Raw genomic sequence first — 12,567 nt, forward strand, 5'->3', positions numbered from 1 at the left:
ACCCTACCGGAAAGCGCCGATGACCACCCACACGCCGCTCGCTCGCTACAGCGCTACTAACGGCGCGCTCGTGAGCGGCTTCGCTGCCGCCGAGCTACACCACCTGATGGGACACGACCGCCAACCGCCGCTGTTGAAATTGCGAGGCTGTTTCGAACCCAATCTTCGACAATCTTGGCAATGACCACGTCCGGTTCCCAAAATCGGCAGCGCGGCTCGTCGCGCCACGCGCCATTCAATGCTGCATCGCCTGCTGTAAGCAAAACAGATCGCGAGGAGCCCAACTGCGGTGCAGCGAAGCTGGACCGAGGGTGTCCCGTTTGCAGACAACGGCGGCAAGAGACATGGGAGGGGGCATCTGCCCTCGGAGCACGTCATTGCCGTTCGAGGATTTTTGGGTAGATGCCGTCCAGGGCGAGCGGCTCATCGATCAGTCGCTGACCGGAGCATCTGTCGGTTGGGTGTCGCCAATCGATATCGTCCGATTGCTGCTCATCAGACGATGCCCAAAGCCATTACCTTATCAGGTTTCGATACGCCACCGTACCATCCTTGGCGCCGTGGTTTCGGGTTTCAATGAGCTTGTAGCCGAACAGAGACTCCCAAGGCCTACAATTGCAAGACCCACCCATCTTGCCTAAAGGACTCCGCTTAGGGCTGCTCGCTGGTGTCTCAATCGTCTGTCAGGCAGGTCCGGAGTTAGTCTCCGAACTCAAGCGCCAAACGCTCGGGCCCCACTATACGCGGTTCGCTTCAATCGACGCCGGCATATCGGTTTCGAGAACTCAGCCGCTGCAGGTGAATTGACACTCAGGGGCATTGAATCTCATGATTAGGTACAGCGGTTGTGCGAGGTGGGCGCAATCTCACATTTAAGTGCAGTGCGACACCCGCCCACTTGGCGAGATCACCTATGGCGGCTTGGCGCCAGCCGAGCCACATCGAGGGGCGGAGCGGCCTCGCCAGCGTGCATGAGTTCACTGCGTCTGCCGAAGGCTATGCGGCGCCCTCGGGAACGCGGCGTGGAGCTTTCGGGTGGCGAAGGCCAGCGCGTGGCTATCGAACACGCAATTCTGGCCGACGTCCCGCAGGCCGGAGCTGCCGCTCCTTCCAGTCCGTGTACTGAGACACAGTGCCCTTCGCCAGCCAATTCGCTTATCGACGGTCGGAAGCCGCACAAAATTGTGCCGTTGCAACAGACGAAATGAGACGCGAATAGCCAACGTATTGACCTAACATCGCTTCAAGTTGGCATAGCGCTTGCTCTTCGAACTGCGAGGTTAGCGGCTCAATTTCCCTACTGATGATTTCGCTTGAGAGCATGACCACAACGTCGTCCGTTCTACCAGTTGCTGGCGACGGGACGGGGCGATGCAGTACACGTTATCGGCGAGTTGGAGCGCCTAAGGTAGAGGTTCGGTGACAGGATAATTCAACGAAACGCACCTCACATGCACGCCAGTAAGGCAAGAAATGTTTAAAAACAATACAGGACATTAGCAATGGCTGATGAGTTTAGCTATGCTGAGAATTCGGCTTCGAATTATGAAGAATTTACAAGCATGGTTGATAAGTTCACTGAGGCAGAACTGACGGAGCTCCCCCCGCGTCCTATTCGGGCCGTATGCGTCCTGCGTCCATCTCAAAACCAGATGACCTCAATACACACACTGAATTTGACGCAAGCCCTTCGGCGATTGAACATTGATCACCAGCCCAAAATGCAAAGCAACCCAAAATGCAAAGCAATTGGAAAAAGGAGAAGATGGGCTCATCGTGAACCGCAGGCGCATCAATGTTCGCCAGTTACCGTCGGGACTCGTGATCCGCGCCCGCCGGGCTTCGCGCGGTCCTCGCATAAGGTCCGAACGTTGACTGTTGGTGACTGGGAAAGCGACATTGAAGCTTAACGTGCCGCTGGTCACGCCGTGCGCCTGAGGCCCGATCAACGACCTCGAACTGAAAGCCGCTCCATTCCAGCAATAGGCACGGATCGTTTGCGCCGCAAACTAAAAAAGGGGAACTGAAGCATGAAAATCTCTCGACGTGAAATGATCAAGGCGGGTTTGGCCGCCGGAACGGTCTTATCAATCCCTTCTGTCCTGCGAGCACAGACGGCGCCAACCGCAGCGCGGACGGCCCGGATGGTGTTGGGTGACCTCAGTGTGTTCGACCCGGTCGTTACGACAACATACAACACCGCCAACCATGGCCTGGCGATATACGACACGCTGTTTGCCCTCGATTCCAAGTTGACGCCACAGCCGCAAATGATCGGGAAATGGGGCGTTTCCGACGACAAGAAGACCTATACGTTCGAGCTCCGCGATGGTCTGGGCTGGCACGACGGGACTCCCGTCACCGCAGCGGACTGCGTGGCCTCGATCCGTCGCTGGGCCCAGGTGGATCCCGGCGGAAAACTGATAATGGAGCGAGCCAAGGATATCTCAAACAAGGATGACAAGACCTTCACCATCGCGCTAACGGAGCCGTTGGGGATTCTGACTGAAATCCTGGCGAAAGTGGCTCCGCCGTGCCTATACATCATGCGCGAGAAGGACGCAAGCCGCCCTGCGACAGAGCAGGTAACCGCGAATATCGGATCGGGACCCTTCAAATTCAACGAGGCTCTTGCCAAGCCAGGCGCGAACTTCGCCTACGACCGCAATGAGAAATATGTACCTCGTAGCGAGCCTTCCGATGGATTGGCCGGGGGAAAGCTCGTCAACGTCGATCGCGTCATCTGGGACAATATATCCGATCAGCAGACTGCTTTTGCGGCCTTGCAGTCGGGCGAGGTCGATTTCATTTGGACGCCCGCCGCCGATCTTTACTCAACGATTGAGAGCGATCCCAACCTTGCACTGCAGGTTCTGAACAAGTCGGGAGATGTATATTTCATGCGAATGAACTGTTTGCAGAAGCCATTCGACAACGTCAAGGCGCGCCAAGCGATGCTCCACCTGATCGATCAGGAGGCATTCATGCGTACCAGTTTCCTTGCAGAATACATCAGCACCGTCCCTTCGATATTTGGAAACCATACACCCTATTCCAACGACGAAAATACCGGTTGGTTCAAGAAGGGCGGCGACCCGGAAAAGGCCAAGCAGCTTTTCAAGGAGGCCGGATACGTCGGCGAGAAGGTCGTCATTCTCCAACCGACGGATTGGGCGGCGGCCAGCAATTCCGCCCAGCTTATGGCGGCAACGTTGCGAAAGATTGGAGTCAATGCCGAACTTGCGCCGAGCGACTGGGGCGGGCTTGTCGCGCGCCGGGCAAACAACGGCCCCGTTGAGAACGGCGGTTGGAGCATATTCATCACGAGCGAGTCCGATTTTGAACGCAGCAACCCGGTCGTTAACCCCACTCTAAGCGCGAATGGCGAGAAGGGGTGGTATGGCTGGCCGAAGAGCGATGAATATGAGGCGCTTCGCGCCAAATGGGCCGATGTCAATTCGCTTGATGAGCGCAAGGCACTGGCCCGCAGGATGCAACACGAATATTGGAATTTCGTGGGCACCGTTCTGCTGGGTGAAGTGGTCTCGCCAATCGCGCGACGCAAGGCACTCACCGGTCTCATCGGCATGCCGGGGCTCCTCCCGATGTGGAATATTCAGAAAGCTGAGAGTTAGGTGGCTAGCTACATCCTACGCAGAATCGTGTCGACCATTGCCGTAATGGCAATGGTCGGGATTTTCGTATTTCTGCTTCTTAGGTTGGCGCCCGGAGACCCGGCGGATATGATCGCTGGCCGCAACGCGACGCCAGAGATGATCGCCGGCATTCGCGAAAAGCTGGGCCTGAACGATCCTATGCCGGTTCAGTTCTTACGTTGGGTGCAGGGCATGCTCGGCGGCGATTTCGGCACCTCGATCTTTGCCGGTCGACCGGTTCTCGAGCTGATCTCGCAGCGGCTGGAACCGACCCTTTCCCTGTCAATCCTGACGATGATCCTTTCGGTATCGGTCGGGGTCTCTTTCGGCATCCTTGCCGCGTGGCGAACTAGCGGTCTCATCGACCGCCTCCTTGCGGCCTTTTCGGCGTTCGGTTATTCCGTCCCGGTCTTTGTCATCGGTTATTTCCTGATCTACTTTTTCGCGATCTGGACGCACTGGCTGCCGGTCCAGGGATATGTACCGATCGATGGTGGCCTCGGGCCTTGGTTTGTGCACCTGATCCTTCCCACCCTAGCTTTAAGTCTCGGGTACATTGCATTTATCGCGCGGGTTACGCGCGCCAGCATGCTCGAGGCTCTGTCGGAAGACTATATGCGAACGGCCGCCGCCAAGGGTGCTTCGTCCTATGCCATGCTTTTACACCATGCCCTGAAGAATGCCGGCGTTCCGATCCTGACTGTGATCGGCATAAGCTTCGCCTATATGATCGGTGGGGTCGTCCTCACTGAAACAGTGTTCAACATCCCTGGTATTGGTCGTCTGGTCGTGGATGCGATCAACAATCGCGACTATCCCATAATCCAGAGCGTGCTCATCCTGACTTCGGGTCTGTACGTCCTTATCAACCTCACGGTCGATCTGGCGTACACCTTCATCGATCCCCGCATACGGTATTGATATGACGATATTGTCGGCACCAGTTGAATCCGTCCCTACGGGCCGCCTGCGAATATCTGACCTTCCCCGTCTGGCAAGGCGTCATCCGCTGGTCATGATCGGCGGCGGCCTGTTGGCGCTCCTGATCATTCTGGCGCTCGCTGCCCCGCTTTACGCCCGCGATCCGGTGAACATGGATCCGTTCAAGCGCCTCCAGCCGCCTTCCGCCGAGATGTGGTTCGGCAGCGACAATCTGGGCCGGGACGTGTTTGCGCGAACCATCTTCGGCGCCCGGATCTCCCTCGTGGTCGGGCTTCTATCGGCAGGGAGCGCGGCCGTGGTCGGGCTCCTGATCGGTGTCATCGCCGGCTACAGCCGCAGCTTCGATAACGTCGTCATGCGGGTCATGGATGGCCTAATGTCAATCCCGACGATTCTGCTGGCGATTGCTCTCATTTCCCTGACAGGCCCCGGTATTGGCATCCTCATCGTCGCCATCGCGATCCCCGAGACGCCAGCCGTCGCGCGGCTGGTTCGTTCGGTGGTTCTGGGGGTTCGCGAGCGTCCTTACGTGGAGGCCGCGCTCTGCGGCGGTGCGCGCCTGCCCAAGGTGCTGTGGCGGCATATCCTGCCGAGCACCATTCCGGCGCTGATGGTCCAGGGCGCTACTGTCTGCGCCAGCGCAATCCTGACGGAGGCGGGCTTGAGCTTCCTCGGGGTGGGCGTTCCGCCGGAGACCCCCAGCTGGGGCAACATGATCGCAAGTTCGCGGCTATATCTTGCCATAGCGCCATTGACGATCTTCGCCCCCGGTATCTGCCTTGCCGTCACAGTCCTTGCCGTCAACCTGCTAGGGGACGGTTTGCGCGACCTGTTCGATCCCCGCGCGAAGCGGAGGCGCTGACATGCTGATGCGAGAATCTGCAGAGGATAATGTGCTTCTCGATGTTCGCGACCTTGAGACGCACTTTTACGGCGAGGAAAGCGTCACCCGGGCCTTGGGCGGCATCAGCTTCCAGGTAAAAAAAGGCGAGACGCTCGGCGTCGTTGGCGAATCCGGGTGCGGAAAGAGCGTTACCGCTCTCTCCATTCTTCGCCTGCTGCCGAAGCTGTCCGCCAGGACGGTCCGCGGCGAGATCCGTTTTCGCGGACGCGACCTCTTTGAACTTTCCGATCGGGAGATGCGAAAGATCCGCGGCGACCAGATCGCCATGATCTTCCAGGAGCCGATGACGAGCCTGAACCCCGTGTATACGGTCGGCCACCAGATCGCAGAGGCGGTGCAGATCCACACGAAATCGTCCCGCCCGGTGGCCATGGCAAAGGCCGAAGAGATGCTCCGTCTCGTCCGCATCGCGGACCCAGAACGGCGCGTGAACAACTATCCTCACGAAATGTCCGGCGGGATGCGCCAGCGCGCCATGATCGCCATGGCTCTTGCCTGCTCACCGGAGCTGTTGATCGCTGACGAGCCGACGACGGCCCTTGACGTCACGATCCAGGCGCAGATCCTGCGGCTCATCGTCGATCTGAAAGAGCGCACGGGAACGGCCGTCATGTTCATCACGCATGATCTGGGCGTTGTGGCGGAGACATGCCAACGCGTGATTGTTATGTACGCTGGCCGGATCGTCGAGCAGGCAACCGTAATCGATCTGTTCGCGCGTCCCGCGCATCCCTACACTCAGGGCCTCATGCGCTCGGTGCCTGATCCGCGCCGCGGCCGTCAGCGTCGCCTTCCAGAAATTCCCGGCATTGTCCCAAGTCTTCGCGAGCCTATTGTCGGGTGCAGTTTTGCACCTCGCTGCCCGTTCGCAATAGACATTTGCCGCGAGAAGACACCCATCCTGCGTGATGTCAGGCCGAGCCACGCCGCGGCTTGCTGGCGCGCCGAAGAGGTAGTGGGTGCATGAGCGTTCCTTTGTTGAAAGTCGAGAATCTGACCAAGCATTATCCGCTCGGTGCGGGATTCCTGAAGAAGACAATTCCGGTGATCCGGGCGGTGGAGGATGTATCTTTTTCGGTCGAGGCGGGCGAGACGCTTTGCATCGTCGGTGAATCCGGCTGCGGCAAGTCCACCGTGGCGCGGCTCTTGATGCGGCTCGTCCAGCCGACTAGCGGGCGCGTAATGATCGACGGGACCGACATTGCGGGCCTCAAGATGGACGCGCTCCACGCCTGGCGCCGTCGGATGCAGATGGTCTTTCAGGATCCTTACTCGTCGCTAAATCCGCGCCTCGCGGCCGGGCAAATTATCACCGAACCTGTCGAGAATTTCCAGCGCCTCAGCCGGAAGCAGCGCAACACGCTTGCTGCGGACCTTCTCCAGAAGGTTGGAATGTCGCCTGAGATGATGCACAGGCTCCCGTCCGAATTGTCGGGCGGTCAGCGCCAGCGGCTCGGCATTGCACGCGCTCTGTCGCTCAACCCCTCTCTCATCATCGCAGACGAAGCGGTGTCAGCCCTTGACGTCTCCGTGCAAGCGCAAATTCTGAATCTGCTTCTGGATCTCCAGCAGCAGATGGGGATCGCCTTCGTCTTCATCTCGCATGACCTCGGCGTCGTGCAGCACATCGCGCATCGCGTAGCGGTCATGTACCTGGGGAGGATCGTGGAGCTAGCCCCGAGCGAGGCGCTCTTCGGAAAACCGGTCCATCCCTACACCGAGGCGCTGATCGCGGCAGCTCCGGTGCCGGATCCGACGCGAGTTCGGCTGGAGGCACCCGTTGAGGGCGAGGTGCCAAGCCCCATCAATCCGCCGGCTGGATGCGCGTTCCATCCGCGCTGCCCGCTCGCGGTCGAGCACTGCCGCATCGAAGTGCCACCTTTGGTCCCAATGGCAGACGGGCGGGTCGTGGCATGCCATGTGCGCGCCCCGGCCACGGGCATGCCCACCCAGTCGGCCGCGTTAGCCAGTTCCTGGGCCGGTCCGGTGGCATAGCCTCAATCCCTCTGAGATCCAACATCGTTGCCAAGTACGGCAAGCATACGAAACTAAAGGAGAAGCTGTCATGGAAAAGCATTTGCGCGAGAACCGTCCTTGCGTGGTCGAGCAGGATGACAACTTCGACACGGTCGGTTCAGTACAAACAAACGTGGCGGACGGCTTCACCATGGTAGCAGTGGGTGACCTCATCCTGTCGCGAGCGCTGACGAAATACAAACATCCCGGCTTTGACGACATCGTCAAGATTCTTCGTGATGCCGATGTCACGATTGGCAACTTGGAAACCAACATCTTCGATATCCGATCGTTCAAGGGAAGCCCGGAAGCTGAGTACGGCGGTGCGTATCTTAACAGCTTGCCGGAGGTCGGCCCCGATTTGAAGGCGATGGGGTTCAACATCGTTGGCCGCTCGAACAACCATACCATGGACTGGGGCCTTGAAGGCATGCGCGAGACGAGTCGTGTGCTCGATGAGAGCGGTATCGTCCACGCAGGTGCGGGCGAAAATCTTGCGCAAGCCAGCGCCGCTCGCTTTCTGGAGACTGTCCGAGGCCGCGTGGCGATGCTGTCGTTTGCTACATCATTTGTGCCAATGGCTCGTGCGTGCGATCCCGCCGGCGAGGCCCCTGGTAGACCAGGGCTCAACGCCCTCCGTTTGGAGAGAAGCGTAGTGGTGCTGCCAGAGATGCTCAAAAATTTGAGGCAGGTGCGCGATGCGCTGCCCGACTCCGAGCCCGGTCGTGAGGATCCGAACCGGGTCGCCTTCGCTGGAGTAAAATATAAAGTTGGCGAAAAGGCCGGCTACAGCTTCGAAGCAGACCAACGCGATGTCGCTGACATTCTACGCAATGTTCGCCGCGGCAAGCAGTTCTCCGACTGTTGCATCATCATGAACCACTCTCATGAGCCTGGAAACTGGAGCCATGAGTCCGCCGATTACGAGCAGTCGTTTGCGCATCGAATGATTGACGCCGGAGCGGACGCATATGTCGGACACGGACCGCATCTGTTGCGAGGCATCGAAATCTACAAGGGCCGGCCAATCTTTTACAGCTTGGGGAATTTCTTCTACGACCAACTCCGGACCCCTGCGGGGGCTGACATGTTCGAGGCCTACGGGAAGGACCCGCGGGTCGACACAGATGCCGAAGTAACGGTCGACGAGGAAGCAAAAGGGTACCCGACGGCTGAGGGGTTTGTAGAAGCCCTCTCCGCCCCAGTTTACTATGAGAGCATCATCACCGTCAGCCGCTTTGAGCACAATCAGTTAGCTGAACTGCGGCTCCATCCTGTTGAACTCGGCTACTCGAAGAGGTTTGCCAATCGTGGTATCCCGCGGTTAGTCGCCGGGCTGCAGGCAAAGGCCATTTTGGAGCGTCTACAGACACTCTCGAAGCCATTTGGGACCGACATCGCAATCGAGAACGATGTTGGAGTGATTAGGTTGAGTCCAACTTCGGCGTGATCGTTCGGCTGGGTCGTACACTTTTCGCCGCAGACTGCGAAGTCAGTTGATATTTCTCCACCACTTCGCCGCTGTCGTCGGGTCCTCCCACCGAGCTTTGCGCGGCGCGCCCTGCCGGTTTACCTCCCCCCCGGCAGGGCGCTTTTCTAGGATGCTGGATGGTTCATTGCGTCCTGCAGCTGAATAGGCTGGGAAAGCAATTGGAACCCGCTCGAAGGCGAAAGTGAGCGCCCGCGCGTCGTGCCGGCGCATTCCATCGATCCCGAAGGAGCACGTCTCCGTGACTGACCTTAAAGCCCTCACGGCGTTCGGCGCCGCCAAGCCCCTGAGCACCCTTATCCGTCGCGACGATACTCATATCGCCCTGTTTGCGCGGCATCGTGCGCCGGATCGCTCTGGCATGCGCTGGAAACCGCGACGAAGTGGCTCGAGGGGAGGGTCGCGTGACTGCCAGATCATCGACGGAAAGGCGTTCGCGGCGCAGTTGCGTTCGAGACTGGCTGTGGTGTGGCTCAAGGAGGAGCACGGCATTGCCGGGGCTGGCTGTCGTTCTGCAGACTATCGAAGCTGGCATGAGCAGCCTCGAGCACAAGCTGCCCACCTAAACGACCGACGCCGATCTGCTTACTCTGATCGAGCAGCTGAATGCCAATCCAGAGGTGCACGCGCATCGGGATAATCTGGAAGAACGACACCGTATGGTGGAGCCGGACTTGCAGCAAGCTCGATACGAGGCATCTCTCGCTGAGCGTCGCTATGCCGCTTGCGACCCCGACAACCGGCTGATCGCTGCCCAACTTGAGAAGAGCTGGGAGGCAGCGCTCAGGCGCGTGGAAGCCGGTGAAGCGGGTTTGGCCCGAGCGCGACAAATCGTACGCCTCCGGCGAAGCTTCCGATTACCCACATCGTCGGCGGGCCTATTGCCCCGTATGAATCTGCCGTGATTCTGTCCGTGACGCCGAATCACGGAGGCGTCATTGATGAGAGACAGGACCAGCAGGGGGAAGCCGCTTGGCAGGATGAGCTTTGCGCGGGCCCTTCCCGACATGCGCCGGGTCCGCCGGCTGCAGTGGTTGCTTGATCAGCTGTCAACAGCGCCGGACAAGCCGATCCTGGCGGCCTGCGGCGACTGGGCGCGGTGAAGGCGGCCTACCGCTTCTTTGACAACCCGCGTGTGACCGAACATAGCGTTCTGGCCGGCCATTTCGCCGCGACCGCGGCGCGCGTTGCGGCGAGCGAAGGTCCGATCCTTATCCTGCAGGACACGACCGAATTCATCTACAGCCGCGCGCACGGGCAAAATCGGCTTCACCAAAACCAACAACGCCGGGCGCTACAAGGCCGGGCAGCCCCAACGTGCTGACCTTGTGCGGGGTGCTTCCACAAGGTCATGAAGTCCGGCTGCCGTGCCGAGGAGGCGAGGCTCGAGACCGCCGAGAGGCTGGCGAAGTTCATCGCTCTCATCGCAGCGGTCAGCTGGCGCATATTCTTCGTCACTATGTCGGCGCGCGCCAAGCCAGACGCCGCGCCTCGCCGCTTACCTGCTGCAAATCGCGATGCTGGGCGGCTATCTCGCCCGCAAACATGATCCGCCTGCCGGCAACATGGTCGTCTGGCGCGGCATGACCCGCTTGCACGACATCGCCTTCGGCATCTCCATTGGATCACCGACGATGTGGGTAATCGGAAGCTTCACCGGATGGGTACTACAAATCGATCTTGTCACCCCAGTTCCCGATTTTGCTGGCATTGCCACCGACCTGGAGGCTGCCTGGGGCGCGCCTGACGTCGATATGCGTTGCCGCCAGCAACTCCTCCGCACCCTCGTGTCGGATATTATCGCTGACGTCGATGAAGAGTAACGTGAAGTTATTTTGACGATCCACTGGAGGGGCGGCCAGCACTCCCAGCTGCGTATTCGCAAACCCAAGCTGGCGAACATGGCCAGAGTACTCCGGAGGCCGCCCTTGCCGTCATGCGGTCTATGGCTACCCTGGTCCGACACAGACATTGCTGCGACTCTCAACCGGATGGAAATGCAGACCGGACAAGGCAAAACCTGGACGGCGCGCCGTGTCGGGGCACTGCGCACGGTCCAAAATCCACGGCTACCGATCCGCCGAAAAGAATGGCGAGTGGCTCACGCTGACCGAAGCTGCCAGAAAGCTTGGAGTTACTGCCCATCGGGTCCGTCGGCTGATCAAGGAGAGCGTCCTTCCTACTGAGCAGGTGGTACCGGATGCGCCGCACCAAATACGAGCTACGTACCTGGAAAAGGATCAAGTGAGCCAGTTTCCGCGTCACAGAGGCCCGTGTCGCATCAAAATGGAAACCAAGAGTCCCTGTTTCCGGACGTTTGAAGAGGAGGTGCAGTATGAATCGGTCATTGTAAATCCACGAATGGCCCACTTGCCGCGCTGTAATTAAACGGTGAGACTTATCACGCAATTATATCAATCCCTTAGCCATGTAAATTGAGAATTTGCATTTAATTTGAGATTCCCCCTTGGCTCGCTGCAGTTAATGTGAGATTCAGATGCTCTCACATTAGTTGAATTGTTCGCGGGCAGAATGAGCGACGACACCAATGCACGCCCGTCCTTCGCGCAGTTGGTTCGCCAGGTCCAAATCGCCTGCGCAGCGGCCGGCCTTGCTCCACCAAACTGGCGCACCCTCAAATCCCGGGTTGAAGAGATCGATCTAGGGGTGAGGGGGCGTAAGCGCGGCGAGAGCTAGGTCGTCAAAGCTACAACGCCCACCCCAGGTGCCTTTTCGGCATCGCGGCCGCTTGAACTTGTGCAGATCGATCATACCAAAGTGGACGTATTCGTTGTCGATGAAGAAACGCGTCTGCCGCTCGGGCGGCCCTGGGTGACAGTGGCGTTGGACATCTTTTCTCGGATGGTGACGGGCCTCTATCTGACCATGGAGGCGCCGTCGCGATTATCGACAAGCCTATGCATACTGCACTCCGTATTCGACAAGACCCATGGTTGCAGGAGCGGGGTATCCATGAAGCGTGGCCCGTGGCCGGTTTGCCGGGAACGATACATGTCGACAACGGCGCGGATTTTCGAAGTCATGCATTCGAACGTGCTTGCCGCGACAACGGCATAAAGATCGACTGGCGCCCGCCGGGAACGCCCCATTTCGGCGGCCACATCGAACGGTTGATCTGCACGCAGATGGGCGCGGTTCATCTGCTGCCAGGATCGACCTCAAGCAATATCGAGGAACGGCGCGAGTATGATGCCAAAGCCATGCGACACTGACACTCCGAGAGCTTGAGCGCTACATCGCACTCGAGATCGTTGGGCAATACCATCATGCTTTCCATGGGGGCACTCCATCGGCCACCAATTGCAGTCTGGCGACAGCAGGAGGGTGAGTTGGTGTTGCACCTGCCGAAAGATCGTATGCAGTTCTGGATCTCCTTCCTGCCGGAAGCAGAGAGAACGTTGCGTCCGACCGGCATCCATCTTTTCAACATCCGCTACTGGTCGCCAGCTCTGCCTGATCCGATACCATTCTTTGGACCGCCGGAAGGTGGAGTTTTCCGGCTGTTTCACGATGGCGGGCTGACGGCGCCATCGGGATTA

At 59.1% G+C, this 12,567-nt stretch carries 13 protein-coding genes and 2 pseudogenes; 13 read left to right on the forward strand and 2 right to left on the reverse strand.

From position 1 onward, the window contains the following. A pseudogene (locus NKI35_RS30735) lies at positions 1-184 on the forward strand (hypothetical protein); the annotation flags it as partial. 1,474 nt (positions 185-1,658) lie between these two features. Here the strand turns inward: NKI35_RS30735 and NKI35_RS30740 are convergent. After that, on the reverse strand, positions 1,659-1,925 hold the full coding sequence (locus NKI35_RS30740; protein ID WP_352742525.1) for a hypothetical protein: 267 nt from the start codon (positions 1,923-1,925) through the stop codon (positions 1,659-1,661). A 105-nt stretch (positions 1,926-2,030) separates the two neighbouring features. On the opposite strand from NKI35_RS30740, the gene NKI35_RS30745 reads away from it, so the two are divergent. From NKI35_RS30745 to NKI35_RS30770, 6 genes are all read left to right on the forward strand, one after another. Then, on the forward strand, positions 2,031-3,635 hold the full coding sequence (locus tag NKI35_RS30745) for an ABC transporter substrate-binding protein (protein WP_352742527.1): 1,605 nt from the start codon (positions 2,031-2,033) through the stop codon (positions 3,633-3,635). Beyond that, the gene (locus NKI35_RS30750) at positions 3,636-4,577 is read left to right on the forward strand and encodes an ABC transporter permease (protein ID WP_352742529.1); all 942 of its coding nucleotides are present in this window, start codon (positions 3,636-3,638) and stop codon (positions 4,575-4,577) included. Between the two features lies 1 nt (position 4,578). Then, entirely contained in the window at positions 4,579-5,460 is an 882-nt protein-coding gene (locus NKI35_RS30755; protein ID WP_352742530.1) for an ABC transporter permease, read from the forward strand. A gap of 7 nt (positions 5,461-5,467) precedes the next feature. Next, on the forward strand, positions 5,468-6,469 hold the full coding sequence (locus tag NKI35_RS30760) for an ABC transporter ATP-binding protein (protein ID WP_502897196.1): 1,002 nt from the start codon (positions 5,468-5,470) through the stop codon (positions 6,467-6,469). Then, the gene (locus NKI35_RS30765; protein ID WP_352742534.1) at positions 6,466-7,497 is read left to right on the forward strand and encodes an ABC transporter ATP-binding protein; all 1,032 of its coding nucleotides are present in this window, start codon (positions 6,466-6,468) and stop codon (positions 7,495-7,497) included. Before NKI35_RS30760 ends, NKI35_RS30765 begins: the two co-directional genes overlap by 4 nt. 70 nt (positions 7,498-7,567) lie before the next feature. Continuing rightward, positions 7,568-8,968, forward strand: coding sequence for a CapA family protein (locus NKI35_RS30770; protein ID WP_352742536.1), 1,401 nt, complete (start codon positions 7,568-7,570; stop codon positions 8,966-8,968). A 512-nt stretch (positions 8,969-9,480) separates the two neighbouring features. On the opposite strand, the gene NKI35_RS30775 is transcribed toward NKI35_RS30770, so the two are convergent. After that, positions 9,481-9,837 carry a hypothetical protein gene (locus NKI35_RS30775; RefSeq protein WP_352742546.1) on the reverse strand — a complete coding sequence of 119 codons (357 nt, stop codon included), beginning with the start codon at positions 9,835-9,837 and terminating at the stop codon, positions 9,481-9,483. A 111-nt stretch (positions 9,838-9,948) separates the two neighbouring features. On the opposite strand from NKI35_RS30775, the gene NKI35_RS30780 reads away from it, so the two are divergent. The 6 genes and pseudogenes from NKI35_RS30780 to NKI35_RS30800 form a co-directional block, all read left to right on the forward strand. Next, the gene (locus NKI35_RS30780; RefSeq protein WP_352742538.1) at positions 9,949-10,110 is read left to right on the forward strand and encodes a transposase DNA-binding-containing protein; all 162 of its coding nucleotides are present in this window, start codon (positions 9,949-9,951) and stop codon (positions 10,108-10,110) included. Beyond that, the gene (locus NKI35_RS30785; protein ID WP_352742540.1) at positions 10,107-10,331 is read left to right on the forward strand and encodes a hypothetical protein; all 225 of its coding nucleotides are present in this window, start codon (positions 10,107-10,109) and stop codon (positions 10,329-10,331) included. Before NKI35_RS30780 ends, NKI35_RS30785 begins: the two co-directional genes overlap by 4 nt. A gap of 376 nt (positions 10,332-10,707) precedes the next feature. Continuing rightward, positions 10,708-11,275: pseudogene (locus NKI35_RS30790) on the forward strand (helix-turn-helix domain-containing protein); the annotation flags it as partial. A 510-nt stretch (positions 11,276-11,785) separates the two neighbouring features. Next, positions 11,786-12,085, forward strand: a complete 300-nt coding sequence (locus tag NKI35_RS31435; RefSeq protein WP_502897195.1) for a TnsB C-terminal domain-containing protein — start codon at positions 11,786-11,788, stop codon at positions 12,083-12,085. After that, the gene (locus tag NKI35_RS30795; protein ID WP_352742542.1) at positions 11,995-12,240 is read left to right on the forward strand and encodes an integrase catalytic domain-containing protein; all 246 of its coding nucleotides are present in this window, start codon (positions 11,995-11,997) and stop codon (positions 12,238-12,240) included. Before NKI35_RS31435 ends, NKI35_RS30795 begins: the two co-directional genes overlap by 91 nt. Positions 12,241-12,279: 39 nt before the next feature. Then, positions 12,280-12,567: Mu transposase C-terminal domain-containing protein (locus tag NKI35_RS30800; RefSeq protein ID WP_352742544.1), on the forward strand; the 288-nt coding region annotated here is incomplete at its 3' end.

The sequence above is a fragment of the Mesorhizobium sp. M0676 genome, assembly GCF_040320535.1.
Classification (GTDB): domain Bacteria; phylum Pseudomonadota; class Alphaproteobacteria; order Rhizobiales; family Rhizobiaceae; genus Mesorhizobium.